Source organism: Thermomonas fusca (assembly GCF_005862345.1).
Taxonomy (GTDB): Bacteria; Pseudomonadota; Gammaproteobacteria; order Xanthomonadales; family Xanthomonadaceae; genus Thermomonas; species Thermomonas fusca.
The window spans coordinates 434804-460319 of sequence record NZ_SROY01000001.1 but is presented as its reverse complement, the minus strand read 5'-3'; the positions used below and the strand labels follow the sequence as shown (position 1 = coordinate 460319).

Here is a 25516-nt window from a genome sequence, read left to right as displayed (position 1 = left end):
CCAGCGCGCATCCGTCGCATGCCCGGCCGCGCCGCAGCGCGCGTGCACCACACTGCGCGCCCGCTGCCGCCCGCAATCCCCTGCCATCAGTCATGGCAACCGTGGCCTTTGGTTCGGCATCCCAGTGTCATCGACGATTCGCGATGGAGAGCCCGCTTGAAGCCGTTCACCCTGAAGCCACATGCCCTGATCGCAGCCCTGCTGCTGTGCGCCCCGTTCGCCGGCGCCAACGCCGCCACCCCGACCGCCGCGGACGATGCCGGTTCGGTGTCGCGCTCGCCGTTCGTGCCCGGCGGCCGCATCCCGCTGCTGCGCGGCGAGATCAGCATCGACGGCAACCCCGACGAGGCGGCGTGGGGCGATGCGCTGGTGCAGGAAATCGCCTTCGACATCCAGCCCGGCGACAACACGCCGGCGCCGGTGAAGACCACGGTGCGGATGGGCTATACCGCCGATGCGCTGTACCTGGCGTTCCGCGCAATGGACCCGAACCCCGAGCGCATCCGCGCCCACCTGCGCGACCGCGACGCCGCGTTCAACGACGACTGGGTGGGCGTGTTCCTCGACACCTTCAACGACCACCGCCGCGGCTACGAGCTGATCGTCAATCCGCTGGGCGTGCAGGCGGACCTGATCCGCGACGAGACCAACAGCGAGAACCAGGAAGACCCCAGCTGGGATGGGCTGTGGGCCAGCGCCGGCCGTCTGACCGCCGACGGCTACGAAGTGGAGGTGCGCATCCCGTTCTCCACCCTGCGCTTCCCGGCCGCCGGCGGCGACCAGCGCTGGGGCATTTCGCTGTTCCGCAACTGGCCGCGCGACAAGCGCCACCAGCTGACCAGCCACCGGGTGCCGCGCGAATCCAACTGCTTCCAGTGCCAGTGGGGCAAATACGACGGCCTGGCGGGCGCGCAGCAGGGCCGCAACCTGGAGATCGTGCCGACCCTGACCGTGGGCGCCACGCAGGGCCGCGACAACGCCGGGGAACGCTGGCACAGCGGCGACACCAGCATCGAGCCGGGCGTCGACGTGAGCTGGGCGCCGTCGCCGGCGATGACCCTCAACGCCACCCTCAACCCGGACTTCTCGCAGGTCGAGACCGACCAGCTGCAGCTCGCCTTCAACGACAGCTTCGCGCTGTTCTACCAGGAGAAGCGGCCGTTCTTCCTGGAAGGCGCGGATTACTTCACCAGCCAGTTCGACGTGCTCTACACCCGCCAGATCGCCGACCCCGACTTCGGCCTGCGCGCCACCGGCCGCACCGGCAGCGGCGCCTACGGCGCGATCGTGGCGCGCGATGCCACCACCCTGCTGCTGGTGCCGGGCGTGCTGGGCTCCGGCTTCGAACAGCTGGACCAGAAGGCCAACGTCGCGGTGGGCCGCTACCGCTACGACTTCAACACCCACTTCAGCGTCGGCGCGATCGGCACCCTGCGCAGCGGCGACGACTACAGCAACAACGTGGCCGGCGTCGACGCGCGCTGGCAACAGGGCAGCCATACCGCCACCGCGCAGTTCCTGCACAGCCGGTCGGAATACCCTGCCGCCATCGTCGATGGTTACAGGGACGAACTGGGTGACGACGCCACCCCGTCCGGCAACGCCTGGCGCGCCGCGTATTCGTTCGGCAACCGCAACTGGAGCCTGGACGCCTGGCACATGGACATCGATCCCGGCTTCCGCGCCGACCTCGGCTTCATGGGCCAGGTGGGCTACGACAAGTCGCTGCTGGGCGGCGGCCACAGCTGGTTCCGCGACGGCAAGGCGTTCAACCGCATCAATGCCTACATGGATTTCGACATCACCCACCGCTTCGACGGCCAGCTGCTGGAGCGCGAGCTGGAAGCGCAGGTCAACGCGCAGGGACCGATGCAGAGCAGCCTGCGCCTGCACGGCCTGACCCGCGCGCGCTACTGGGAAGGCCGGCTGTTCGACGAGCACTACGCCGACGTCAACGCCAGCTTCCGCCCCAACGGCAAGCTGCAGCTGGGCGCCTACGTGCAGGTCGGGCAGATGCTGGACCTGGCCGCGGACCGCACCGGCCGGCGCACGATGCTCGAACTGTCCGGCAATCTCAATGTCGGTCGCGGCATCGCGCTGGACATGGACCTGCTCCACCAGCGCATGCGCCGCGACGGCGGCACCGCGTTCACCGCCAGCGTGCTGAACGCCGGCGGCAGCTGGCAGTTCGACCCGCGCCAGCGCCTGCGCATCACCGTGCAGGGCAGCAAGGTGGACCGCGACCCGGCGCTCTACCTCGATGCGGTCAACGAAAACGCACGCGACTGGGCCGCGCAGCTGGTCTATTCCTACAAGGTCAACCCGCGCACCGCGCTGTACGCCGGCGCGTCCTACGGCGCGTTCATGGACGACGACCACCGCGAGCTGTTCGGCAACACACGCAGCGTGTTCGTCAAGCTGAGCTACGGCTGGCAGCCGTAAGCGGCGCGGCGCGGACGGCAACGGAGAGGGGCGGCAACGCCCTCTTTCCGGTCTTCAACCCAGCTTCGACAGCCGCAGCTGGAACAGCACCTTGGTCACCAGCAGGCGCTCCTCGATCGGCTTCAGCACCAGGTCGTTGGCGCCGTCGCGCAGCAGCGCGGCCTGGTTGTCGCGGTTGTCGTCGCCGGTCATCATCACCATCGGCAGGCGGCGCTTGCCGTAGTGGAAGACGTCGCGGATCTGGTTGAGCAGTTCGCGCCCGCTGAGCGCGCCTTTCAGGTACACGTCGCTGAGCACCACGTCGGCGCCCACGTCGCCGTCCTTGCGGCCGAAGAACTTGTGCAGGTGCTCCAGCGCGTCCTCGGCACTGATCACGTGCAGCACCTGCATGCCGTGGCGCTCCAGCATGCGCTTGGTCGCCACCGCCACCACCCGGCTGTCCTCCACGTACAGCACCCGCGCGCCCTCGATCGGCGCCGGCTGCACGTAGCCGCGGATGAACGCGGCCAGCGCGGTCTGCCCCAGCGACTTGTCGAAGTAGTCGGTGATGTCCTCGGTGAAGGCGCGCGTCTCCAGCGCTTCCTGGGCATTGCCGGAAATCACGATCACGGGGACGTAGCTCTGTCCGGACGCTTCGCGCACGCTGCGCGCCAGCGCAAGACCGTCGCCGTCGGGCAGCACCAGCGCGGTGGTGACCAGATCGACCGCGCCCTCTGCCAGCGCCTTGCGCGCCTCGGCGATGCTGGAACAGCCGAGCACCTGCGCGCCCGGCAGCTCTTTCGCCAGGGTGTCGCCCACCAGCTTGCGCACCAGCTTGCTGCCATCGACCACCATCACCCGCGGCGCGTCGCTGACCACGTGGCGCAGATCCTGTTTCTCGGCCATCTCAATGCTCCCGTGGGCGGGCCTGCCGCAGATAGTGCCCGGTGACAACACCCGCCCCGAGCCAGCCCAGCAGGCCTGCGCCGGCCAGCACGCAGGCGGCGGCCAGCGGATCCAGGCCCTGCAGCGCGAAGCTGCTGCCATAGCGGGTGGCCAGCGCTGCCAGCGGCGCCTGCAGCGCCATCCATGCCAGGGTCAGGATGCCCAGCGCCAGCGCGCCGGCGGACAGCCCGTACCAGATGCCGAGGTAGAGGAACGGGCGACGCACGAAACCGTCGCTGGCGCCGAGCAGTTGCAGCACGCCGATTTCCTCGCGTCGCGACTGGATGTCCAGGCGCACGGTGTTGCCGACCACCAGCAGCGCACCCAGTCCCAGCAGCGCAGCCAGCACCTGCACCACCCGCGCGCCGAAACCCAGCCACGCCTGCAGGCGCTCGCGCCAGCGCGCGTCGTGCTGCACGCGGTCGGTTTCGGGCAGGGCCTGCGCCGCCTGCACCAACGCGTGCTCGTCTGCGCGCGGAACCACCCGCAGCGCCTGCGGCAGCGCCGCGCGCGCGGCGTCTTCGCCCAGCGCATCGATGGCCGCGGCCAGGTCGTCGCGCTGGCGCAGCTGCGCCAAAGCTTGCTCCGGCGCCACCCGCTCGACCGAAGCGACATCGCTGCGCGCGCGCAGCACCGCGGCCAGCGCCTCCGCCTTCGCCGCGTCGATGCCCGGCTGCAGGAACACCGTCACCTCGCGCGCGGCCTGCACCTGCCCGCCCAGCCGCTGCACGTTGTCCAGCACCACCCACAGGCCCAGCGGCAGCGCCAGCGCCAGCGCCATCACCCCGATCGTGAGCAGGCTGGCCCACGGCTTGCGCAGCAGCCGGCCCAGGCTGGCGACCACGCTGTAGCCATGGTGTTCCAGCCACGCGCCAGCGCGGCTGGAATGCAGCTGCTCGACCCGCTGGTTGCCCGGCTTAGCCATCGGCCAGGTCCTCCGGGGCGATGTCGTCGGTCAGCCGGCCGTGCTCCAGCACCAGCACGCGCCTGCGCATGCGCTTGACCAGCGCCAGGTCGTGGCTGGCGATCAGCACGCTGGTGCCGCGTTCGGGCAGGGAGGCGAACAGCGCCATGATCTCGGCCGACAGGGTGGGATCGAGGTTGCCGGTCGGCTCGTCGGCAACCAGCAGCGGCGGTTCGGCCACCACCGCGCGGGCGATGCCGACGCGCTGCTGCTCGCCGGCCGACAGCTGCGTCGGCAGCGCGTTGGCGCGCGCCTCCAGCCCCACCCGGCCGAGGATCGAACGCACCCGCTTGCCGATCTCGGCGCGCTTCATGCCGCGCAGCACCAGCGGCAGCGCGACATTGTCGGCGACGCTGCGGTCCATCAGCAGCTGGTGGTTCTGGTAGACCACGCCGACGTTGCGGCGATGCGCGGCGATGCGCCCGCCGCGGACCTTGGCCAGGTTGCGTTCGTCGAACAGCACCGCGCCGCGGCTGGGCCGCTCGGCCAGCTGGATCAGCTTCAGCAGCGTGCTCTTGCCGGCACCGGAATGGCCGGTGACGAACAGCATTTCTCCCGCATCCACGGCGAAGCTCACCTCGGACAGCGCGGGCTGGCCGCCGGGGTAGAGCTTGCTGACGTTGTCGAACCGCAAAACCGGCATGCGTGGAATGGACGATGCGAACGGACCGGCAGTATCGCCCGAGCCGGCGCCAGCGGCCAGCACGGGCGCGCCGGCTCAGTGCTGCTTGCTGGGCGAGCGGGTCACCAGCGACTTCAGTCCGCGGCCGATGCGGCTGAACAGCGAGGACTTGTCGGCGGCGGGCGCTGCGGCAGCGGCGGACTTGTTCGCCGGCACGTACTTCGGCGCCGCCGGCTTGGCCGGCTGCTGCGGCGCGGCCGCCTGTGCCGGCACTGCGCCCTCGGCGCCCTCCAGCGGACGCCCGCCGCGGCGCCGGCGGCGCTTGCGTGCCGGCGCATCGCCTTCGGCCACGGCCGTCTGTGTTTGCGCAACTGCGGGCTTCGGAGCGGCGACGGCATCGCCTTCCGCGCGCCCGCTCCTGACGGACGTGTCGCGCGGCGGACGCGGGCCACGGCTCTCGCCGCTGCGACGCTCGCCACTTCCGCTGCGCTCGCCGGAACGCCCACCGGCGCTGCGACCACCGCGGCCACCGCCACGCTTGGCATCCTCGGCGGCGCGCGCCTCGCGCACTTCCTTGAAGATCTCGCCGATGCTCTCGCCGTCCTCGGCGTTCGCCTCCACGCCCTCGCGCGGCTTGCGCGGCAGCGCGACCAGCATTTCCGGGGTGACGTGTTCGCCCGGGATCTTCTGGTCGATGTAGGCCTCGATATCGGGCAACGACATGCCGTAGCGCTCGCAGGCGAAGCTGATCGCATCGCCCTCGGCGCCGAGGCGCGCGGTGCGGCCGATGCGGTGCACGTAGTCCTCGGCATCGAACGGCAGGTCGTAGTTGTAGACGTGCGACACGCCATCGATGTGCAAGCCGCGCGCCGCCACGTCGGTGGCCACCAGCAGTTCCAGCTGGCCGGCCTGGAATTTCTTCAGCAGTGATTCGCGCTTCTTCTGCGGCACGTCGCCGGACAGCACGCCGACGCGGTAGCCGGCGCGCTCCAGCGCACGCGCGACGCGCTCCACGAACGCCTTGGTGTTGACGAACACCATGGTGCGCGCGCCTTCGCTGCGCGACAGCAGGCCGATCAGCAGCGGGATCTTCTCTTCGTCGGAAGGGTAATAAAGCCGCTGCCGCACCTTCGCCGCGGTGATGTGCTCGGTTTCCACCACCAGCTTCTGCGGCTCGTTCATGTGCTCGTAGGCCAGCTCCAGCACGCGGTGGCTCAAGGTGGCGGAGAACAGCAGGGTCTGGCGGGTGCCGCGCTCCGGCATGCGCCGCAGCAGGAAGCGGATGTCCTTGATGAAGCCGAGGTCGAACATGCGGTCGGCCTCGTCCAGCACGCAGATCTCGCACGCATGCAGGCTGACCACCTTGTGCTGCTTGACGTAGTCGATCAGCCGGCCGGGGGTGGCGATGATCACGTCGGCGCCGGCCTGCAGCAGCTCGCGCTGCTTGTCGTAGTCCACGCCGCCGTACACCAGCGCGAACTTCAGTCCGAGGTCGGAGGCGAACTTCACCGCGTCCTTGTGGATCTGGATCGCCAGCTCGCGGGTGGGGGCCAGGATCAGCGCGCGCGGATCCTCCGGCTTGCGGTCGGCCAGCGCCGGCCGGGTCAGCAGGCGATTGATGACGGTGACCAGGAAGGCCAGGGTCTTGCCGGTGCCGGTCTGCGCCTGGCCGGCAACGTCGCCGCCGGGCAGCGCCACCGGCAGGGTCATCGCCTGGATGGGGGTGCAGCGGGTGAAGCCGGCGCCTTCCAGCCCGGCCAGCAGGTCGGGGTGGAGATCGAAGGTGGAAAAGGTGATGTCGGTAAGCGGCTTGTCGGACACGGGTGTCTGCCTCGGAAGGTGGCAGGCACACGGTTCCAGAACGCCGCGTTGCACTTCGCCACTTGCATGAATGGAGGGCAGCCACGCAGACTGCCGGGACAATTCCGGGGCTGGTCGTTCCCGGCACGGCGCCTTGAAAAAACCGGCGCAACCTCCCAAGTCTAACACCGGCGCGGCCTGCCGCGCCCCGCAACCCTCTGGAGACGACATGAGCGATACCGTCCTGCACGCCACCGATGCCGATTTCGACAGCCACGTCCTGGCCTCCGACCAGCCGGTGCTGGTGGACTTCTGGGCGCCCTGGTGCGGCCCGTGCAAGATGATCGCCCCGGCGCTGGACCAGCTGGCCGCCGATTACGCCGGCAAGGCGAAGATCGTCAAGGTCGACGTCGACCAGAACCAGCAGACCGCGCTGAAGTACCACGTGCGCAGCATCCCGATGCTGCTGCTGTTCAAGGGCGGCCAGGTGCAGGCCACCCAGATCGGCGCGGTGGGCAAGGCCCAGCTGGCGCAGATGATCGACAAGGCGATCTGAGCCCCGCTCCGCCAATGCGCCGGTCACCTCCTTGACCGGCGCCATCCGGCGAGCACCGTCCCGCCCGCAGGCTTCCTGACCCGCGTCGAACACGCCGGCAACAACGTGATTCCCATCGCGGGCCGCCGCCGTAACTGAACCCGCCAGCGCCCGCCGCTTGCATGGCAGGCCGCGGCAGTGCTAGCGTTTCACACCATCCGGCGCTGCTCCGTCCCCTCTACGGCGCGCCGCACCCCTTCTGATCCACTCCCGATCCGAATCATTCCCGACGATCCGCCCGCCCCTGCGGGCGCTCGCAACGCAAGCGAGGTTTCCCTTGTCCGATACCCCCAACGACGCCAGCGGCGAAGTCGCCGAAAAGCGCGTGCGCAAACCCCGCGTGGCCAAGCCGCGCACCCCCGAGCAATCCGAGATCGCGCTGCCGCCCGTAGCGACACCCGCGCCGGCACCCGTAGCAGCCCCGGCCGCGAGCGCACCGATGGCGCCCGCGCAGCCCGCGTCGCCGCCGGCCCCCACGCCGCACCCCGCCACCGATTCCGCACCACAGCCGGCACGCGGTGACAGGCCGCGCGAAGGCAACCGACAGCAGGGCGATAGCGGCGGGCAAGGCGGGCAAGCCGACCAGGACGGCGGCCAGTCGCATGAGGGCGGCCAGCGCAACAGCCGCCGCGATCGCTTCAAGAATCGCCGCGATCGCCAGCGCGACCGCCCGCGTGACGGCGGCATGTCCGACGAGGGCGGCAACGGCGAGAACTTCGTCCCGCGCCCGCATCCGCAGGTGCCGGAAGGCTTCCCCATCTATTCGCTGGGCGATCTCAAGCGCTCGCCCGCGCACAAGCTGCTGGAAATCGCCGACCAGCTGCAGATCAGCGAGGGCGTGGCCCGCGCGCGCAAGCAGGACATCATCTTCGCGATCCTGAAGGTGCTGACCCGCCACGGCGAGGGCGTGCAGGCCGACGGCGTGCTGGAAATCCTGCCCGACGGCTTCGGCTTCCTGCGCGCGGCCGAGGCCAGCTACCTGGCCGGCCCCGACGACACCTACATCAGCCCGTCGCAGATCCGCCGCTTCAACCTGCGCACCGGCGACCACGTCTCCGGCCGCATCCGCTGGCCCAAGGACGGCGAGCGCTACTTCGCGCTGAACATCGTCGACACCATCAACGGCGAGCCGATCGAGGCGTCGAAGAACAAGACCCTGTTCGAGAACCTCACCCCGCTGTTCCCGCGCAAGCGCTTCAAGCTGGAGCGCGGCGATGGTTCCAGCGAGGACATCACCGGCCGCATCCTTGACCTCATGGCCCCGCAGGGCAAGGGCCAGCGCGCCCTGATCGTCAGCCCGCCGAAGGCCGGCAAGACGATGATGATGCAGCAGATCGCCAGCGCGATCACCTACAACCACCCCGACGTGCACCTGATCGTCCTGCTGATCGACGAGCGTCCGGAAGAAGTGACCGAAATGCAGCGCACCGTGCGCGGCGAGGTCATCTCCTCGACCTTCGACGAGCCGGCCGCGCGCCACGTGCAGGTGGCCGAAATGGTCATCGAGCGCGCCAAGCGCCTGGTCGAGCACAAGAAGGACGTGGTGATCCTGCTCGACTCGATCACCCGCCTGGCCCGCGCCTACAACAACGTGATGCCGAGCAGCGGCAAGGTCCTGACCGGCGGCGTGGATTCCAATGCCATGCACCGGCCGAAGCGCTTCTTCGGCGCCGCCCGCAACGTCGAGGAAGGCGGCAGCCTGACCATCATCGCCACCGCGCTGGTCGACACCGGCAGCGCGATGGACAAGGTGATCTACGAAGAGTTCAAGGGCACCGGCAACAGCGAAGTGCACCTGGACCGCCGCATCACCGAGAAACGCGTCTACCCGGCGATCAACGTCAACCAGTCCGGCACCCGCCGCGAGGACTACCTGATCGAACCGGACCTGCTGCAGAAGATCTGGATCCTGCGCAAGCTGCTGCACCCGATGGACGAGATCGCGGCGATGGAGTTCCTGCTCGACAAGATGAAGAACACCAAGTCCAACGACGAGTTCTTCGGCTCTATGCGCAAGTAGGCCCGCGCAGCGATGCAAACGGAACGCCCCACAGTGATGCGGGGCGTTTTGCGTTCTAGCCGAGCGCCTGGCCGCCGCGCCAGGTTTCGCCAGGCCCCAGCACCACCGGCTGCAGCACCTGCGCGGCCTCGATGCAGGCGAAACGTTTCCAGTCGTCCGGCGCAAGGTCGGCGATGCGCGCGCACAGCTGCTCACCCGGGTTCCACACCACCACGTCGCCGAAGCCGTCCTGTTCGATGTCGAGCCGGTGCGCGCCCTCCAGCAGCGCCAGCGGCGCGACCACGTCGTTGTAGATGCGGTCGGTCTCGCTGTCGAACGTGACTTCGTAGTCATGCTGGCGATGCAGGGTGCCGCCGGCCGCGCTGTCTTCGTAATCGCAGCCCTGCAGGCCTTCGATGGCAACAAGGACGATGTCGTCCACGCGCAGGTAGCTGTGCAGGGCGGCGGTGAACGCGAACGGCGTAGCGCCGGTGTTGTCGACCTCCAGCGCCACCCGCAGCCGCCCGGCGCCCAGGCCGATGCGCAGGCGGGCAAGGAAGGGGTACGGCCAGTCGGCGTTGCTGCCGTCGCCGGCCAGCGTGAACACGGCTGCTTCGTTTTCCACGCCCGCGAACGTCCACGCGCGGTTGCGGGCGAAGCCGTGCCGATGGCCCGCGCCGCGCTCGCCGAACTGCGGAAAGATCACCGGGATGCCGCCGCGGATCGCGGCGCTGCCGTCGAACACGGCGCGTTCGGACAGGAACAGGCGCTCACGGCCATCGGCCGGCATCCACGACAGCACTTGTGCACCGTGCAGGGAAACCATTGCAGTGGCGCCTTCGGTCTGGAGGCGGATGCAGGGCGTGCCGCGGAAGGAAACGGTGTCGATGTGCATGCGCGCAGTGTCGCACGCAGGCGCGCTCAGTCCGCGCGCACCCGCCAGGCTTCCGACAGCGAGATCACGCCGCTGCGCGCCAGGGCCACCGCGGCCTGGGTGATCGGCACCATGCCCTCCTCCACCGCGACACGGTGGATCGTGTCGGCCTCTGCGCCCGGCACCACCAGCTCGCGCAGGCGCAGGCTCATCACCAGCAGTTCGTAGACCGCGCGCCGGCCGTGCACGCCCAGCCCCTCGCAATGCGCACAGCCGCGGCCAGCGTGGAAAATTTCGTCGGCGCCCACGCCCAGCGCTTCGCGGATGCGCGCCGGCACCTGCTCGACTTCACGGCAGTGCGCGCAGGTCAGCCGCACCAGCCGCTGCGACATCACCGCCAGCAGGCTGGCGCGCAGCAGGTAGGGCTCCACGCCCAGGTCCAGCAGGCGGGTGACGGTGGTCGCCGCGGTGTTGGTGTGCAGCGTGCTGAGCATCAGGTGGCCGGTGAGCGCGCTTTCCACCGCGATGGCGGCGGTTTCACGGTCGCGGATCTCGCCCACCATGATCACGTCCGGGTCATGGCGCAGGAAGTTGCGCATCGCGCTGGCGAAGGTGAAGCCAGCGGCGCGGTTGACCTGCATCTGCTGAATTTCGCTGATGTGGAATTCCACCGGGTCCTCGATGGTGAGGATGTTGATGCGCTGCTTGCGCATCTCCAGCAGCATCGCGTACAGGGTGGTGGACTTGCCGCAGCCGGTGGGGCCGGTGGTCAGGAACATGCCGTGGCTGCGCGTCATCACGTCGTCCACGCGCAGCCGGTCGGCCTCGCTCAGGCCCAGCTGGTCGAGGTTCCACAGGCTCTCGCGCGGGTCCAGCAGGCGCACCACCGCGCTTTCGCCGTTCACCGTCGGCAGCACCGAGATGCGCAGGTCGACCTTGCCGCCGGTTTCGAGCACGAAGCTGGTGCGTCCATCCTGCGGCAACCGGTGTTCGGCCAGGTTCATCGCGCCCAGCACCTTGATCCGGCTGATCGCGGCCGGATGCAGCGCGCGCATCAGGCTGCGCACCGGCACCAGCTCGTCGTCGATGCGGAACAGCACGTCGGTGTCGTGTTCGCCCGGGCGCAGGTGGATGTCGGAGGCGCGGCGCGCCACCGCATCGGCGATCAGGCCGTGCACCAGCCGCACGATCGGCTGCTCGCGCGCCAGCCGGTTCGCTTCCGCCTCGCTTTCGATGACGACCGCGTGCGGATCCAGGCCGAGCTGGCGCACGGTTTCGCGGTCTTCGGCCAGGTCGTAGCTGTGCGCGATGGACTCGCGGATGCCGCGCGCGCTGGCCACCATCGGCAGCACGTGGTGGGCGGTGGCGAACTCCAGCGCGGCCAGCGCCTGCTGGCTGGTGGGGTCTTCCATCGCCGCGGCCAGCAGGCCGTTGTGCAGGCGCAGCGGCACCACCCGCAGCTGGCGCGCCTGCTCTGGCCGCAGCAGCGCCGCCACCTTCGGGTCCACCGCCACCTCGGGCAGCCGCACCAGCGGCAGGCCCAGCTGCTGGGCGTGGCGATAGCTGCGCTCCTCGGCGTCGTCGCCACTGGCCAGCCAGTCCGCCAGTTCGATCCCGCCGTCGCGCCGCGACGCGAAGTTCTTGCCGTGCACGTCGGCCATGTAGGCCTCCAGTGCGCGGTCATCGGCAATCAGCGGCGGCTGGTGCGAATCGGGTGATTGCATGGCGGGCTCCGGCGGCGGTCGGGATCATTCTCGCCGGGCGGCGGCCGGCGGGCATGATCGGGGTCAATCCATGGTGCGATAATCCCCGCCATGGATACAGCCCAGGACAAGCCCGGCACCACCCACTTCGGTTTTCGCGACGTGCCGGTGGCCCAGAAGCAGAAGCTGGTCGCCGAGGTGTTCACCTCGGTGGCGGGCAAGTACGACCTGATGAACGATGCCATGAGCCTGGGCATCCACCGGCTGTGGAAGCGCTTCTTCGTCGCCACCACCCAGGTGCGCAAGGGCGACCGCGTGCTGGATCTGGCCGGCGGCACCGGCGACATCGCCGCGCTGCTGAAGGATCGCGTCGGCGAGTCCGGCGAACTGGTGCTGGGCGACATCAACGGCGACATGCTGCGCGTCGGCCGCGACCGCATGACCGACCGCGGCAATGTGCGCGGCTTCGAGTACGTGCAGTGCAACGCCGAAAGCCTGCCCTTTCCCGACGCCAGCTTCGACCTGGTGACGATGGCCTTCGGCCTGCGCAACGTGACCGACAAGGACGCCGCGCTGCGCGAGATCGCGCGGGTGCTGCGCCCCGGCGGGCAGGCGCGGGTGCTGGAGTTTTCCGAAGTGCAGGCCGAGTGGTTCAGGCCGATCTACGACTTCCATTCGTTCAAGGTGCTGCCGAAGCTGGGCAGCCTGTTCGCCGGCGACGCCGAGAGCTACCAGTACCTGGCCGAGTCGATCCGCAAGCATCCGCCGCAGCGCGAACTGAAGGCGATGATGGAAGCGGCCGGGCTTGCGCGCTGCAGCTTCCGCAACATGAGCGCCGGCATCGTCGCCATCCACACCGGCTACAAGGTCTGAGCCGATGGCCGGCCCGGAACTGAAGAATTTCCGCGACAGCCCTTGGCGCTATTCGCAGTTCGTGCTGCTGGGCGTACTGCTGGCCGGGCTGGTGAAGTGGCTGAGCCCGCTGGGCTGGTTGTCGTCACTGGCGATCGGCGCGGCGCTGGGGCTGGCGTATTTCCTGTTCGAAAAGAAGCGCGGCGTGATCTGATCGCGCCGGTTTGGACACGATGGACGCCGCCGCCGCGCTGCAACTCGAGCCGAGCTGGAAGGCGCGCGTGGGCGAGTGGTTCGCGCGCGAGGACATGCGCGCGCTGTCTGCCTTCCTGCGCCAGCGCAAGGCCGCCGGCGCGCGCATCTACCCGCCCGGCCGGGACATCTTCGCGGCCTTCGACGCCACCCCGTTCGACGCGGTGAAGGTGGTCATCCTCGGCCAGGACCCGTATCACGGCGCCGGGCAGGCGCACGGGTTGTGCTTCTCGGTGCCACCCGGCGTGCCGGTGCCGCCGTCGCTGCTGAACATCTACAAGGAACTGGAGCGCGATACCGGCTTCCTCCGCCCCGATCACGGCTGCCTGCTGCCGTGGGCACAGCGCGGCGTGCTGCTGCTCAACAGCGTGCTGACGGTGGAGGACGGCAAGCCCGGAAGCCACCAGGGCCGCGGCTGGGAAGGCTTCACCGACCATGTGGTGGACGTGCTCAACCGCGAGCGCGAAGGTCTGGTGTTCCTGCTCTGGGGCAGCTACGCGCAGAAAAAGGGCGCGGTAATCGACGGCCGCCGCCACCGCGTGCTGAAGGCGCCGCACCCCTCGCCGCTGTCGGCGCATCGCGGTTTCCTCGGCTGCGGGCATTTCTCCGCCGCCAACCAGTACCTGGCCCGCTGCGGAAAGACCCCGATCGACTGGTCGCTGCCGCCGCGGGCGCTGCTTACAACGGCCTGAAACGCTCGCCCAGCCAGCGGCCCAGATGGCGCTTGGCAGCGCCCACCGCCACCTCCAATCCATCGCCCAGCGCCAGCCCTGCCGCCACCGCCGCCGACAGCGTGCAGCCGCTGCCGTGGCCATCGGCACCGATGATCCACGGCGCCGCGAAACGCTGCACCGCCCGCGGCTGCACTAGCAGGTCCACCGCCTCCGCCAGCGGCGCGTGGCCGCCCTTCATCAGCACCGCGCGCGGCCCCAGCGCCAGCAGCGCGCGGCCCTGCTCCAGCATCTGCGCCTCGTCCTGCGCGCGCGGCACGTCCAGCAGCGCGGCGGCCTCGTCGAGGTTGGGGGTCAGGCAGTCGGCCAGCGGCAGCAGTTCGCGGCGCAGCGCGACCACCGCATCCGCGCGCAGCAGCCGCGCACCGGAGCTGGCGATCATCACCGGATCGATGATCACCGCGCGCGCGCGATGCTGGCGCAGGCTGGCCGCCACCGCTTCGATGATCGACGCTTCCGCCAGCATGCCCAGCTTGACCGCGCGCACCGGCTCCTCCTCGAACACCGCATCGATCTGATCGCGCACCAGCGCCGCGGGCAACACCTGCACTGCGTGCACGCCGCTGCGGCTCTGCGCGGTCACCGCGGTGATCGCGGTGGCCCCGCGCACGCCCAGCGCGGCGAAGGCGGCCAGGTCCGCCTGCAGCCCGGCGCCGCCGCAGGAATCGGAGCCGGCGATGCTCAGCGCCAGCGGTTTCATGCCCGCGCCCGCGTGGCCTGCAGCCAGGCGGTGGTGCGGGCGTCGGGATCCGGGTGACGGATGATGTCGCTGACCATCGCCACCGCGTCGGCGCCGGCATCGAAACAACCCGGCGCGCGCTCCAGGGTGATCCCCCCGATCGCCACCAGCGGCAGCGCGCCGATCTGGCTTTTCCACTCGCCAAGACGCGGCAGGCCCTGCGGCGACCACGGCATCCGCTTCAGCGTGGTGGGATATACCGGGCCCAGCGCGATGTAGTCCGGCGCCAGCGCCAGCGCGCGCTCCAGTTCGGCCTCGCTGTGGGTGCTGATGCCGAGCCGCACGCCGCGCCGGCGCAGCATCGGCAGATCGGCATCCTGCAGATCTTCCTGGCCGAGGTGGACGAAGTCCGCGCCGGCGTCCAACGCCAGCCGCCAGTGATCGTTGACCACCAGCTGCGCGGCGTGCGCGCGACAGGCGGCCAGTGCATTGCCGATCTCCGCCCGCAGGTGTTCGCCTGCCGCGTCCTTGATCCGCAGCTGCACCAGCCGGACGCCCAGCGGCAGCAGGCGCTGCACCCAGGCGGCGCTGTCGAGGACCGGGTAGAACGGATCGAGCCGGTTCATGCGCGCCAGGCCTGGCCGATGACCGGGGTGGAAGCCTCGGCGAAGTCGCGCACCGGCATCGGTCCCGCGGCATGCGCGGCGGCACCGGCGCACACCGCATCGGCGAACGCGCGCGCCATCCGCACCGGGTCGGCGGCCAGCGCCACCGCGGTATTGGCCAGCACCGCATCGAAGCCCAGCTCCATCGCCATCGCCGCGTGCGAAGGCAGGCCCAGGCCGGCATCGACCACCAGCGGAATATCGGGGAAGCGTGCACGCAGCGCGCGCAGCGCGAACGGGTCGGCCAGCCCGCGGCCGCTGCCGATCGGCGCGCCCCACGGCATCAGCACCCTGCAGCCGGCGTCGAGCAGGCGTTCGGCCACGCCGAGGTCGGCGGTGGTGTACGGGAACACCTGGAAGCCGTCGTCGGACAGGAGCCGCGCCGCTTCCACCAGCCCGAACACGTCCGGCTGCAGCAGCTCGCCGGCGCCCAGCACCTCCAGCTTGATCCAGCCGGTGTCGAACACCTCGCGCGCCATCTGCGCGGTGGTCACCGCCTCCTTCACCGAGTGGCAGCCGGCGGTATTGGGCAGCACGCGCACGCCGAGGTCGCGGATCAGCGCCCAGAACGCCTGCCCGGCGCCGGCCTGCGCGTTTTCGCGACGCAGCGAGACCGTCACCACGTCGCAGCCCGCGCCGCGCACCGCCTCGGCCAGGATTGCCGGCGAGGGATAGCGGGCGCTGCCCAGCCACAGCCGCGAACCAATTTCGACGTCGTACACCTGCATTTCAACCTCCCTGCATCGGGGCGAGGATTTCCAATGCATCGCCCTCGCCCAGCGCCTGCGCCGCGCGTTGGCCGGCGGGCACGAACACGCCGTTGAGCGCGGTGGCGACATGCGCGTCGCGATAGCCCAGTTCCAGCAGCGCCTGCACCAGCGTGGCGGCTTCGACCCGGCGGGTTTCGCCGTTCACGAGCAGCTGCATCACGCCACCTCCAGCAGGCGCGCGGCGGCCTGCCGCGCCAGCGCCGGCGCCAGCAGGTAGCCGTGGCGGAACAGCCCGTTGAGATGCCAGCGACCATCGCGCTGTTCCAGCCGCGGCAGGTTGTCGGGGAAGGCCGGGCGCAGGCCATGGCCCAGCTCGACGATGCGCGCTTCGGCCAGCGCCGGATGCAGCGCGTAGGCGGCGTTGAGCAGCTCCATCAGCGAGCGCGCGCTGATCGCGCCGGCATCATCGCTTTCCAGCATGCTGCCGCCGAGCATGTACAGGCCGTCGCCGCGCGGCACCAGGTAATGCATGCCGCGCGGATGCAGCAGCCGGATCGGGCGCGCGAAACGCATGGCCTCGCAGTGCAGCAGCAGCATTTCGCCGCGCACGCCGCGCAGCTCCGGCAGGCGGTCGCGGGCGGCGTAGCCGCGGCAGTCCAGCACGATGCGGCCGTCGTCGGCCTGCCCGCGTGCATCGACGCCGTAGCGAACCGCAACGCCCAGTTCTTCCAGCCGAAGCGCCAGCGCCGCCAGCGCCGCGCGCGGGTCGAGGTGCGCTTCGTCGGCGAACAACAGGCCGTGGCGGAAGCGTCCGGCCAGATCCGGTTCCAGCGCGGCGATGCCGTCGCCGGCCAGCCTGCGGTAGTTGTCGCTGCGATGGGCGAAGGCCTCCAGCTCGCCGACATCGCGCGCCGCGGCCAGCACCAGCGTGCCGTTGCGGACGGTGCCGTCGAACTGCCGCGGCCACCAGTCCAGCGCCTGCCGGCCGAGTTCTGCGACGAGGGGCTCGGCGCTGACGCATTCGCACCACGGCGCCAGCATGCCGCCGGCAAAGGGGCTGGCGCCGTCGCCGCCGGGCTGCGCGCCGATTTCCAGCACCTCCACCTCGGCACCGGCCTGCGCCAGTTCCAGCGCCGCCGCCAGCCCGGCCACGCCTGCGCCGAGCACGCGGATGCGCGCGCTCATGCCGGCAGGTCCGCCGGCGCATCCACGTACAACGCACCGCCGCCGGCGACGAACTCCTCCGCCTTCGCCTGCATCCCCGCTTCGGCATCGCCGCGCAGCTCGTGGCTGAGTTTCATCGAGCAGAACTTCGGCCCGCACATCGAGCAGAAGTGCGCGCTCTTGTGCGCGTCCTTGGGCAGGGTGGCGTCGTGGTAGGCGCGCGCGGTGTCGGGATCCAGCGAGAGGTTGAACTGGTCCTCCCAGCGGAACGCGAAGCGCGCCCGCGACAGCGCGTCGTCGTGCGCCTGCGCGGCCGGGTGGCCCTTGGCCAGGTCGGCGGCGTGGGCGGCGATCTTGTAGCTGATCACGCCGGTCTTGACGTCGTCGCGGTCGGGCAGACCGAGGTGTTCCTTCGGCGTCACGTAGCAGAGCATGGCGGTGCCGAACCAGCCGATCATCGCCGCGCCGATCGCGGAAGTCAGATGGTCGTGGCCGGGCGCGGCGTCGGTGGTCAGCGGGCCGAGCGTGTAGAACGGCGCGTCGCTGCAGACCTCCAGCTGGCGCGTCATGTTGTCGCGGATCCTGTGCATCGGCACGTGGCCGGGGCCTTCCACCATCACCTGGCAGCCCTTGTCCCAGGCCACTTTCGTCAGTTCGCCAAGGGTGTCGAGCTCGGCGAACTGGGCGGCGTCGTTGGCGTCGGCGATGCTGCCGGGACGCAGGCCGTCGCCCAGCGAGAACGCCACGTCATAGCGGCGCAGGATCTCGCAGATCTCGTCGAAGCGTTCGTACAGGAAGTTCTCGCGGTGGTAGGTCAGGCACCAGCGCGCCATGATCGAGCCACCGCGGGAAACAATGCCCGTCACCCGCTTCGAGGTCAGCGGCACGTGCGCCAGCCGCACGCCGGCGTGGATGGTGAAATAGTCCACGCCCTGCTCGGCCTGTTCGATCAGGGTGTCCTTGAACACCTCCCAGTCCAGCCGCGCGGGGTCGCCGCCGACTTTCTCCAGCGCCTGGTACAGCGGCACCGTGCCGATCGGCACCGGCGCGTTGCGCAGGATCCAGCTGCGCAGGTTGTGGATGTTGCGGCCGGTGGACAGGTCCATCACCGTGTCCGCGCCCCAGCGGATCGACCACACCAGCTTCTCCACTTCCTCGGCCACGCCGGAGGACAGCGCCGAGTTGCCGATGTTGGCGTTCACCTTCACCAGGAAGTTGCGCCCGATCACCATCGGTTCGAGTTCGGGATGGTTGATGTTGGCCGGCAGGATGGCGCGGCCGCGGGCGATCTCGTCGCGCACGAACTCCGGCGTCACCAGCGCCGGCAGCGCGGCGCCGAAGGATTCGCCTTCGGCCAGCCGCCGCTCTTCCTCGTCGCTGGCGGCGATGCGGCCGAGGTTTTCGCGATGGGCGGCGTACACCATTTCCTCGGTGACGATGCCGGCGCGGGCGAACTCCAGCTGCGTCACCGGCTGCCCGACGTGGCCGCGGCGCAGGGTGCGCGCCGCCGGGCAGGGCGCGACCAGCCGCTCGTCGCTGGCGAAACCGTTGTCCTCCGGGCGCACCGCGCGGCCTTCGACGACTTCGAAACCGCGCTGCGCCAGCCAGCTTTCGCGCAGCGCAGGCAGCCCGGCGGCCAGGTCGATGGCGACGCCGTCCTCGGCGTACGGGCCGGAGGTGTCGTACAGGTACAGCCGCGGCGTCTGCGGGTCGTCCAGGGCGATCTCGCGCAGCGGCACCCGCAGGCCGGGATGGCCGGGGGGCGACAGATAGACCTTGCGCGAGCCGCGGATCGGGCCGGTGGTGACGGTGCCCGGACGAGTGTCGGGTGCTGGCATGGATCTCCTCCTCGTGAAACGGCGGGAGATCCGGGGATTGGACGATGCAACGGCAGGCAGTGCCGGCCGGCACTGCAGGGTTTCTTCCGTTCCTACGCCGGCATGACCCGGATCAGGTGCAAGGGTCAGCTCGACGCTTTCTCAGCCCCGTACGGGGCTCCCCTCGGAATGGGCGCAGGATCGAGGCGCGCCTGCATGCTGTCAAGCGCGCGTCGGGCTTGCAGGCCGCGAATCCGTCCCCAGTTCGTCCGGATAGGTCGGGATTTCCTGAACGGAAGCCTGCTGCCATTGTTCCAACCGTGAAACGACTGTGAACTACCGGCGTGAACAGCAGTCACAAATGGCGACTGCTAGAATCGAATCCATGAGGGAAACCATGACGTCCACCGCGCTTGTCGCCAACAACCTGCCGATCCCCAGCGCCATGGGCTCGCTGGAGGCCTACATCAGCGGCGTGCACCAGATCCCGGTGCTGTCGGTGGAGGACGAGCAGCGCCTGGCCCATCGCCTGCGCGAAGACAACGACATCGCCGCCGCGCAGGAGCTGATCCTGTCGCACCTGCGCTTCGTGGTCCACGTGGCCCGCGGCTACAGCGGCTACGGCCTGCAGCTGGGCGACCTGATCCAGGAAGGCAACATCGGCCTGATGAAGGCGGTCAAGCGCTTCGACCCCAGCGTGGGTGTGCGCCTGGTCAGCTTCGCGGTGCACTGGATCCGCGCCGAGATGCACGAGTTCATCATCAAGAACTGGCGCATCGTCAAGGTGGCCACCACCAAGGCGCAGCGCAAGCTGTTCTTCAACCTGCGCAAGAGCAAGACCCGGCTGGGCTGGCTCAACGCCGAAGAAGTGCGGGTGGTGGCGAAGGACCTGAACGTGTCCGAGCGCGAAGTGCTGGAAATGGAGTCGCGCCTGTCCGGCCGCGACATCGGATTCGATGCGCCCGACGACGCCGACGATGACCACGCCCCGCCGGCACCGGTGAACTACCTGGTTGCCCACGACGCCGATCCCGCCGCCGCCTACGAATCCGCCGACAGCGAAGCCGACCAGCTGGAGGTGCTGCGCGAGGGCATGGCCCGCCTCGATGCCCGTTCGCGCGACATCATCAAGCGCCGCTGGCTGGACGCCGACAACAAGGTCACCCTGCAGGAACTGGCCGACGAATACGGCGTGTCCGCCGAACGCATCCGCCAGATCGAGGCCAATGCGCTGAAGAAGATGAAGGCGCTGTTCGCGGCGTAAGCCAAGCGCATCGTTGAAAACACGAACGGCCCGGAGCGATCCGGGCCGTTTTGTTTGGCGAGAAGACGCAACTACTCGCGCGCGCGCGCCACCGGCAGCCGCCAGCCGTGGCGCAAGGCCATCCAGCGCAGGCCGAAGCAGGCCAGCGCGCCGACCACCATCGCCGGCTGCTGCGGCAGCTGCAGCACGGCGGCCAGCGCCACCACGCCGCCGCCGGCCAGCGCGGCCACCGCGTACAGCTCGGCCTGCAGCACCACCGGCACCCGTGCCACCAGCACGTCGCGGGCGATGCCGCCGCCGATGCCGGTGGTCATCCCCAGCAGGGTCGCCGCGAACGGCGACAGCCCGAACGCCAGCGCCTTGCCGGTGCCGAGCACCGCGAACAGCGCCAGGCCGGCGGCGTCGAACAGCTGCACCGGATTGCGCAGGCGCTCGATCGCGCCATGCCAGCGAAACGTCGCCAGCCCGGCCAGCATCGCCGTGACCAGATAGCGCCAGTCGGCCAGCGCGGCCGGCGGGTGCGCGCCGATCAGCACATCGCGGACGATGCCGCCGGACACCGCCGCCGCGCAGGACAGCACCAGCACCCCGAACAGGTCCAGCCGCTGCCGCACCGCCAGGGTGGCGCCGCTGAGCGCGAACACGAAGGTGCCGATCAGGTCGAACACGAGCAGCAGGGTGGACATGGTGTTCACTCCGGTGCCGACGGATCGCGGCCGTTGCCGAGGATGATCCGCGCCCCGCGCTGGTAGCTCCAGTACGCCCACCACCAGTTGAGCAGCACCACCAGCCGGTTGCGGAAACCGATCAGGAAGAACACGTGCATCAGCAGCCAGAACCACCACGCCGGCAGGCCGGAGAAGCGCAGCCGGCCGAGATCCACCACCGCCGCCATGCGGCCGATGGTGGCCAGGTTGCCGTAGTCGCGATAGGCGAACGGCGGCGGCGGCGCCTGCCCCGCCAGCCGCGCCCGGATCACCTGCGCCACGTAGCGGCCCATCTGCTTGGCCGCCGGCGCCACTCCGGGCACCGGCCTGCCATCGGCCTGCGCCAGGGCGGCAAGGTCGCCGGCGACGAAGATGTGCGGATACCCCGGCACGCCCAGATCCGGGCGCACCTGCACCCGGCCGGCGCGATCCAGCGGCACGCCCGGCATTGCGCCCAGCTTCGAGGCCGCCACGCCCGCCGCCCAGACCACGGTTTTCGCCGGCACGAAGGCATCGCCCAGCGTGTAGCCATCAGCGTTGATGTCGCTGACCGGCGTGCCCAGCGAGACTTCCACGCCGAGCTTCTCCAGCTGCCGCTGCGCCTGCTCCGACAGCGCCTGCGGAAACGTCGCCAACACCCGCGGGCCGGCCTCGACCAGGCGCACCCGCGCACTGGCGGGATCGATGTTGCGGAACTCGTCCTTCAGCGTGTGCCGGGCGATCTCCGCCAGCGTGCCGGCCAGCTCCACCCCGGTGGGGCCGCCGCCGACGATGGCGAAGCTGAGCCATGCGGCGCGTTCGGCCGGGTCGCTGGCCGCTTCGGCGCGTTCGAACGCCAGCAGGAGCTTGCGGCGCAGGTCCAGCGCGTCGTCCAGCGTCTTCAGGCCCGGCGCGTGCTGCGCCCACTGCTCGTGGCCGAAATAGGCGTGGGTGGCGCCGCTGGCCAGCAGCAGGAAGTCGAAGCCGAGGGTGGCGCCATCCTCCAGCGCGATGCGCTTGCCGGCGGCGTCGATGGCGGTGACCGTGGCCATCCGCACCTCCACGTTGCGCTGGCTTCGCAGGATGTGCCGCAGCGGCGCGGCGATGTCGGGTGCCGACAGGCCGGCGGTGGCAACCTGATAAAGCAGCGGCTGGAACAGGTGGTGGTTGCCGCGATCCACCAGCACGATCTCCACCGGCGCCGACGCCAGCGCGCGCGCCGCCCACAGGCCGGCGAAACCGCCGCCGACGATCACCACCCGCGGCCGCGCCGCCATCGCCGCGGCGTCAGCCAAGCTGCGCCGCCAGCAGCGCTTCCAGCTGCTGCTGGTCGGCGGCGAACTTGCGGATGCCTTCCTCCAGCTTCTCGCGCGCCATCGCGTCCTCGTCGTGGCGGGCGCGGAAGCCGGCCTCGTCCAGCGCCGCGGGCGGCACCAGACGGTTGCCCTCGTCGTCCAGCGCGCGCGCCACCGGGGCGTCCGAGCGCTCCAGTTCGGCCAGCAGTTCGGGGGAAATGGTCAGCCGGTCGCAGCCGGCCAGCGCCAGCACCTGGCCGGTGTTGCGGAAGCTGGCGCCCATCACCACGGTGTCGTAGCCGTGCTGCTTGTAGTACTGCCAGATGCGCGTGACCGACTGCACGCCGGGGTCGTCCTGCGGCGTGGCCGGCGGCGCCATGCCGTTGGCCAGGTGCCAGTCGAGGATGCGGCCGACGAAGGGCGAAACCAGATAGACGCCGGCCTCGGCGCAGGCCACCGCCTGCGCGAACGAGAACAGCAGGGTCAGGTTGCAGTGGATGCCTTCCCGCTGCAGCTGCTCGGCGGCGCGGATGCCTTCCCAGGTGGCGGCGATCTTGATCAGCAGGCGGTCGCTGCCGATACCGGCGTCGGCGTACAGCCGCACCAGCCGCCGCGCCTTGGCCACGGTGGCCTCGGTATCGAAGCTCAGGCGCGCATCGACCTCGGTGGACACGCGGCCGGGGATCAGCTTGACGATCTCGCTGCCGATCGCCACCGCCAGCCGGTCGCAGGCGTCGCCGACCGGGTCGTCGCCGCCGGCCGCCGCGGCACTGGCCGCCAGCTGCGGGGCGTAGGCCGGCAGCGCCGCGGCCTTCAGCAACAGCGACGGATTGGTGGTGGCGTCCATCGGCATGAAGCGGGCGATGGCCTCGATGTCGCCGGTGTCGGCGACCACGGCGGAATGCGTGCGGAGCTGTTCAAGCTGGGACTTCACGGACGGTCCGGTGCGGCATGGGGCTCCGCATTGTAGGACTGCGGCCGCGAAGGATCAGTACAGGTCCAGCGGATCGACATCCAGCGACCAGCGCACCCGCCGGGCGTCCGGCGCGACGTACAGCGCGGGCACCGCCGCGTCCAGGGCGGCGTGCAGGGCGGCGCGCGCCGGCGCGGCCAGCAGCAGCTGCGAACGCACGTAGCCGGCGCGGCGCGGCATCGGTGCCGGCAGCGGGCCGTGCACCTCGATCCCGCCGCCCTCCAGCAGCGTCTTCGCCAGCTGCAGGAATTGCAGCGGATGTTCGGCCTGCTTGGCCTCGGCGCGCAGCAGGGCGAGATGGGCGAACGGCGGGAACCCGGCGGCTTCCCGCAGCGCCAGCTCGCCGTCGGCGAAGACGTGGTAGCCGCCGTTCACCAGCGTCTGCAGCAGCAGATGCTCGGGGTGGTGGGTCTGCAGCAGCACCGTGCCCGGACGCTCGGCGCGGCCGGCGCGGCCGGCCACCTGGATCAGCAGCTGGGCGAGCTTCTCGCCGCTGCGGAAATCGGCCGAGAACAGGCCCTCGTCGATCCCCACCACTACCACCAGCACCAGATTGCCGAGGTCATGGCCCTTGGCCAGCATCTGGGTGCCGATCAGGATGCCGGGCTGGTTGCCCAGCGCATCGAAGTGCTTCTGCAGGCCGTCGCGCTGGCCGGTGCTGCCGCGGTCGATGCGGATCACCGGCACGTCGTCGAAGCGCGCCTGCAGTTCGGCCTCGATCCGCTCGGTGCCGTTGCCCTGCGGCTGCAGCGCCAGGCTGGCGCAGTCCGGACAGGCCGGCGGCGACGGCCGGCGGTGGCCGCAGTGGTGGCACTGCAGGCGTTTGCCGTGGGCATGCACGGTCATCGCGGTAGGCCGTTCCGGGGTGCTGCAGCGCGGGCAGTGCGCGCTCCAGCCGCAGTCGTGGCAGAGCAGCACCGGCGCATAGCCGCGGCGGTTGCGGAACACCAGCACCTGCCCGCCCGCGTCCAGCGCGGCGCGGATCGCAGCCAGTGACTCCTCGGACAGGCCGGCCTGCAGCGGGCGCTTGCGCACGTCCAGTACCCGCACCTGCGGCGGCCGGGCAGCGCCGGCGCGCTGGCGCAGCCGCAGCAGCTCGTAACGCCCGCAGCGCGCGTTGTGCAGCGTTTCCAGCGACGGCGTGGCGCTGCCCAGCAGCACCGGCACGGCCAGCGCGCGGGCGCGCACGATGGCGAAGTCGCGGGCGTGGTAGCGGATGCCGTCGAACTGCTTGTAGCTGCCGTCGTGTTCCTCGTCGACCACGATCAGGCCGGCCTCCGGCAGCGGCACGAACACCGCCGAGCGGGTGCCCACGATCACCCGCGCCTGCCCGCTGGCGGCGGCCAGCCAGGTCGCGGCGCGTTCGTTGTCGTTGAGGCCGGAATGCAGCGCGTGCACCGGCACGCCGAGGCGGGCGCGGAAGCGGGTCAGCGCCTGCGGGGTCAGGCCGATTTCCGGCACCAGCACCAGCGCCTGCCGGCCGTGCGCCAGGCAGTCGGCGATCGCCTGCAGATAGACCTCGGTCTTGCCGCTGCCGGTCACGCCGTCGAGCAGGAACGGGGCGAAGCCGTCGGCAGCGCGGATCGCGTCGATGGCGAGCTGCTGCTCGGTATTGGGGGAGAAAGAAACCGAAACGGGGTCAGGTTCACTTCCACAAGGAAGTGAACCTGACCCCGTTTCGCCCAACTCCACCCGTTCGACCAGCCCGCGCTCGCGCAGCGTGCGCAACGGCGCGCGCCAGCCCGGCGAGGTTTCGTCCAGCCAGTCCTCGGCGCGCGTTTCGGCCAGCAGCATGGCCAGCGCCTTCGGTTTGCCCGCGCGCATCGCCGCCAGCGCGGTGCGCCCTGCTTCGTTCAGCACCCAGCCGTATCGGATGATGTCCGGCAGCGGCTCGCCGCGCCGCAGCGCGGCCGGCAGGGCGGCCGCCAGCACTTCCCCCAGCGGCGCATGCAGGTAGCCGGCCAGCCAGCGCAGCGAGGCCAGCAGTTCGCCCTGCAGCAGCGGCGCGGCATCCGGCGCCGCCAGCGCGGCGCGCAGCTCGACGCCCGGTTCCGCCTGTCCGTGCCCGACCACCAGCCCGCAGACCTCGCGCTGGCCGAACGGCACCCGCAGCCGCGCGCCCACCGCCACCGCGGAGGCGTCGAGGCCGGGCGGCGGAAGGTAGTCGAACAGACGCGGCAGCGGCACCGGCAGGGCCACGCGCAGGGTCGCGGAAACGGTCATCGCGGCAAGTCTAGCCCCGCCGGCATCTGTTCAGGTTGCGGCGCATACCTGACCACGCACTTACGTCATCCACGCAAGTGGCTGTTATTGCTCGGAAAGCGTGCTTATCCACATCGACTGTGGATAAGTCTGTGCATGGGGCCCGGCCATGCCTGCGCAAGGGCCGCCACAGCGCCCTTTCCCGCCCGTGGACAAAAAATCGCCACATTCATAATTCCCTTCATAAACATCGACTTATCCGTGGAACACGGGGCCTTGGACATGCGCCGTTAACGTGAAACC

General features: G+C 70.4%; 23 protein-coding genes and 1 riboswitch. Of the genes, 7 read left to right on the top strand and 16 right to left on the bottom strand.

Translation table 11 applies throughout. The features are described from left to right. Positions 1–156: 156 nt before the first annotated feature. Positions 157–2442, top strand: coding sequence for a DUF5916 domain-containing protein (locus E5S66_RS02060; RefSeq protein ID WP_171033440.1), 2286 nt, complete (start codon positions 157–159; stop codon positions 2440–2442). Positions 2443–2496: 54 nt separating this feature from the next. On the opposite strand, the gene E5S66_RS02055 is transcribed toward E5S66_RS02060, so the two are convergent. From E5S66_RS02055 to rhlB, 4 genes are all read right to left on the bottom strand, one after another. Next, positions 2497–3327: a response regulator gene (locus E5S66_RS02055; RefSeq protein ID WP_038053843.1), complete on the bottom strand. Its 831-nt coding sequence runs from the start codon at positions 3325–3327 to the stop codon at positions 2497–2499. Position 3328: 1 nt separating this feature from the next. Then, entirely contained in the window at positions 3329–4291 is a 963-nt protein-coding gene (gene ftsX / locus E5S66_RS02050; protein WP_138347078.1) for a permease-like cell division protein FtsX, read from the bottom strand. Beyond that, positions 4284–4973 (bottom strand): cell division ATP-binding protein FtsE, encoded by a 690-nt coding sequence (ftsE, locus tag E5S66_RS02045; protein ID WP_138347076.1) that lies wholly within the window; start codon positions 4971–4973, stop codon positions 4284–4286. Before ftsE ends, ftsX begins: the two co-directional genes overlap by 8 nt. Before the next feature lie 75 nt (positions 4974–5048). After that, positions 5049–6773: an ATP-dependent RNA helicase RhlB gene (rhlB, locus tag E5S66_RS02040; RefSeq protein WP_138347074.1), complete on the bottom strand. Its 1725-nt coding sequence runs from the start codon at positions 6771–6773 to the stop codon at positions 5049–5051. Between the two features lie 208 nt (positions 6774–6981). Between rhlB and trxA the strand changes: the two genes are divergently transcribed. Further along, positions 6982–7308, top strand: coding sequence for a thioredoxin (gene trxA, locus E5S66_RS02035; RefSeq protein WP_028839864.1), 327 nt, complete (start codon positions 6982–6984; stop codon positions 7306–7308). 316 nt (positions 7309–7624) lie between these two features. After that, a complete protein-coding gene (gene rho, locus E5S66_RS02030) occupies positions 7625–9367 on the top strand; it encodes a transcription termination factor Rho (protein WP_138347072.1) in 1743 nt (580 codons plus the stop codon). Positions 9368–9422: 55 nt separating this feature from the next. On the opposite strand, the gene E5S66_RS02025 is transcribed toward rho, so the two are convergent. Both E5S66_RS02025 and E5S66_RS02020 read right to left on the bottom strand, forming a co-directional pair. After that, the gene (locus tag E5S66_RS02025) at positions 9423–10241 is read right to left on the bottom strand and encodes a D-hexose-6-phosphate mutarotase (RefSeq protein WP_138347071.1); all 819 of its coding nucleotides are present in this window, start codon (positions 10239–10241) and stop codon (positions 9423–9425) included. Positions 10242–10267: 26 nt separating this feature from the next. Further along, positions 10268–11944 carry a GspE/PulE family protein gene (locus E5S66_RS02020; RefSeq protein ID WP_138347069.1) on the bottom strand — a complete coding sequence of 559 codons (1677 nt, stop codon included), beginning with the start codon at positions 11942–11944 and terminating at the stop codon, positions 10268–10270. Positions 11945–12034: 90 nt separating this feature from the next. Here E5S66_RS02020 and ubiE point away from each other — a divergent pair, with 90 nt between their 5' ends. The 3 genes from ubiE to ung are packed head-to-tail and all read left to right on the top strand — an operon-like array spanning position 12035 to position 13719. Then, positions 12035–12796 (top strand): bifunctional demethylmenaquinone methyltransferase/2-methoxy-6-polyprenyl-1,4-benzoquinol methylase UbiE, encoded by a 762-nt coding sequence (gene ubiE / locus E5S66_RS02015; protein WP_138347067.1) that lies wholly within the window; start codon positions 12035–12037, stop codon positions 12794–12796. A gap of 4 nt (positions 12797–12800) precedes the next feature. Next, positions 12801–12989 (top strand): hypothetical protein, encoded by a 189-nt coding sequence (locus tag E5S66_RS02010; RefSeq protein ID WP_138347065.1) that lies wholly within the window; start codon positions 12801–12803, stop codon positions 12987–12989. A gap of 19 nt (positions 12990–13008) precedes the next feature. Further along, a complete protein-coding gene (gene ung, locus E5S66_RS02005) occupies positions 13009–13719 on the top strand; it encodes a uracil-DNA glycosylase (RefSeq protein ID WP_138347063.1) in 711 nt (236 codons plus the stop codon). On the opposite strand, the gene thiD is transcribed toward ung, so the two are convergent. Genes thiD through thiC form a run of 6 tightly spaced genes read right to left on the bottom strand, consistent with a single transcriptional unit; the run spans position 13706 to position 18814 of the window. After that, on the bottom strand, positions 13706–14458 hold the full coding sequence (thiD, locus tag E5S66_RS02000; protein ID WP_138347061.1) for a bifunctional hydroxymethylpyrimidine kinase/phosphomethylpyrimidine kinase: 753 nt from the start codon (positions 14456–14458) through the stop codon (positions 13706–13708). The two genes, ung and thiD, sit on opposite strands and share 14 nt — an antisense overlap. After that, positions 14455–15063 carry a thiamine phosphate synthase gene (locus tag E5S66_RS01995; protein ID WP_138347059.1) on the bottom strand — a complete coding sequence of 203 codons (609 nt, stop codon included), beginning with the start codon at positions 15061–15063 and terminating at the stop codon, positions 14455–14457. The genes thiD and E5S66_RS01995 overlap by 4 nt, the downstream gene beginning before the upstream one ends. Further along, positions 15060–15830, bottom strand: coding sequence for a thiazole synthase (locus E5S66_RS01990; RefSeq protein WP_138347057.1), 771 nt, complete (start codon positions 15828–15830; stop codon positions 15060–15062). The genes E5S66_RS01995 and E5S66_RS01990 overlap by 4 nt, the downstream gene beginning before the upstream one ends. A gap of 1 nt (position 15831) precedes the next feature. Continuing rightward, positions 15832–16029 (bottom strand): sulfur carrier protein ThiS, encoded by a 198-nt coding sequence (gene thiS, locus E5S66_RS01985; protein ID WP_138347055.1) that lies wholly within the window; start codon positions 16027–16029, stop codon positions 15832–15834. Then, the gene (locus E5S66_RS01980) at positions 16029–16997 is read right to left on the bottom strand and encodes an FAD-dependent oxidoreductase (RefSeq protein WP_138347053.1); all 969 of its coding nucleotides are present in this window, start codon (positions 16995–16997) and stop codon (positions 16029–16031) included. Before E5S66_RS01980 ends, thiS begins: the two co-directional genes overlap by 1 nt. Then, positions 16994–18814, bottom strand: a complete 1821-nt coding sequence (gene thiC, locus E5S66_RS01975; RefSeq protein WP_138347051.1) for a phosphomethylpyrimidine synthase ThiC — start codon at positions 18812–18814, stop codon at positions 16994–16996. Before thiC ends, E5S66_RS01980 begins: the two co-directional genes overlap by 4 nt. A gap of 72 nt (positions 18815–18886) precedes the next feature. Continuing rightward, a riboswitch (TPP riboswitch) is annotated at positions 18887–18988 on the bottom strand. Between the two features lie 190 nt (positions 18989–19178). On the opposite strand from thiC, the gene rpoH reads away from it, so the two are divergent. Next, positions 19179–20057, top strand: coding sequence for an RNA polymerase sigma factor RpoH (gene rpoH / locus E5S66_RS01970; protein WP_138347049.1), 879 nt, complete (start codon positions 19179–19181; stop codon positions 20055–20057). Positions 20058–20128: 71 nt separating this feature from the next. Here rpoH and E5S66_RS01965 read toward each other — a convergent pair whose 3' ends face one another. The 4 genes from E5S66_RS01965 to E5S66_RS01950 are packed head-to-tail and all read right to left on the bottom strand — an operon-like array spanning position 20129 to position 25234. After that, positions 20129–20743, bottom strand: coding sequence for a trimeric intracellular cation channel family protein (locus E5S66_RS01965; protein WP_028840004.1), 615 nt, complete (start codon positions 20741–20743; stop codon positions 20129–20131). Positions 20744–20748: 5 nt separating this feature from the next. Beyond that, complete coding sequence (locus E5S66_RS01960) at positions 20749–22020, bottom strand: NAD(P)/FAD-dependent oxidoreductase (protein ID WP_138347796.1); 1272 nt, start codon at positions 22018–22020, stop codon at positions 20749–20751. A 10-nt stretch (positions 22021–22030) separates the two neighbouring features. Then, entirely contained in the window at positions 22031–22972 is a 942-nt protein-coding gene (gene tal, locus E5S66_RS01955) for a transaldolase (RefSeq protein ID WP_138347047.1), read from the bottom strand. A 54-nt stretch (positions 22973–23026) separates the two neighbouring features. Beyond that, positions 23027–25234: a primosomal protein N' gene (locus tag E5S66_RS01950; protein ID WP_138347045.1), complete on the bottom strand. Its 2208-nt coding sequence runs from the start codon at positions 25232–25234 to the stop codon at positions 23027–23029. Positions 25235–25516: the final 282 nt, after the last annotated feature.

Bases quoted from the DNA above. Each gene is read 5' to 3' on its own strand.
- ftsE (WP_138347076.1), bottom strand. From the start codon at position 4,973: ATGCCGGTTTTGCGGTTCGACAACGTCAGCAAGCTCTACCCCGGCGGC.
- E5S66_RS02025 (WP_138347071.1), bottom strand. From the start codon at position 10,241: ATGCACATCGACACCGTTTCCTTCCGCGGCACGCCCTGCATCCGCCTC.
- thiD (WP_138347061.1), bottom strand. From the start codon at position 14,458: ATGAAACCGCTGGCGCTGAGCATCGCCGGCTCCGATTCCTGCGGCGGC.
- E5S66_RS02055 (WP_038053843.1), bottom strand. From the start codon at position 3,327: ATGGCCGAGAAACAGGATCTGCGCCACGTGGTCAGCGACGCGCCGCGG.
- E5S66_RS01990 (WP_138347057.1), bottom strand. From the start codon at position 15,830: ATGCAGGTGTACGACGTCGAAATTGGTTCGCGGCTGTGGCTGGGCAGC.
- ung (WP_138347063.1), top strand. From the start codon at position 13,009: ATGGACGCCGCCGCCGCGCTGCAACTCGAGCCGAGCTGGAAGGCGCGC.
- ftsX (WP_138347078.1), bottom strand. From the start codon at position 4,291: ATGGCTAAGCCGGGCAACCAGCGGGTCGAGCAGCTGCATTCCAGCCGC.
- E5S66_RS01950 (WP_138347045.1), bottom strand. From the start codon at position 25,234: ATGACCGTTTCCGCGACCCTGCGCGTGGCCCTGCCGGTGCCGCTGCCG.
- E5S66_RS01965 (WP_028840004.1), bottom strand. From the start codon at position 20,743: ATGTCCACCCTGCTGCTCGTGTTCGACCTGATCGGCACCTTCGTGTTC.
- ubiE (WP_138347067.1), top strand. From the start codon at position 12,035: ATGGATACAGCCCAGGACAAGCCCGGCACCACCCACTTCGGTTTTCGC.
- thiS (WP_138347055.1), bottom strand. From the start codon at position 16,029: ATGCAGCTGCTCGTGAACGGCGAAACCCGCCGGGTCGAAGCCGCCACG.
- rpoH (WP_138347049.1), top strand. From the start codon at position 19,179: ATGAGGGAAACCATGACGTCCACCGCGCTTGTCGCCAACAACCTGCCG.
- thiC (WP_138347051.1), bottom strand. From the start codon at position 18,814: ATGCCAGCACCCGACACTCGTCCGGGCACCGTCACCACCGGCCCGATC.
- E5S66_RS02020 (WP_138347069.1), bottom strand. From the start codon at position 11,944: ATGCAATCACCCGATTCGCACCAGCCGCCGCTGATTGCCGATGACCGC.
- E5S66_RS02010 (WP_138347065.1), top strand. From the start codon at position 12,801: ATGGCCGGCCCGGAACTGAAGAATTTCCGCGACAGCCCTTGGCGCTAT.
- E5S66_RS01995 (WP_138347059.1), bottom strand. From the start codon at position 15,063: ATGAACCGGCTCGATCCGTTCTACCCGGTCCTCGACAGCGCCGCCTGG.
- trxA (WP_028839864.1), top strand. From the start codon at position 6,982: ATGAGCGATACCGTCCTGCACGCCACCGATGCCGATTTCGACAGCCAC.
- E5S66_RS01960 (WP_138347796.1), bottom strand. From the start codon at position 22,020: ATGGCGGCGCGGCCGCGGGTGGTGATCGTCGGCGGCGGTTTCGCCGGC.
- E5S66_RS01980 (WP_138347053.1), bottom strand. From the start codon at position 16,997: ATGAGCGCGCGCATCCGCGTGCTCGGCGCAGGCGTGGCCGGGCTGGCG.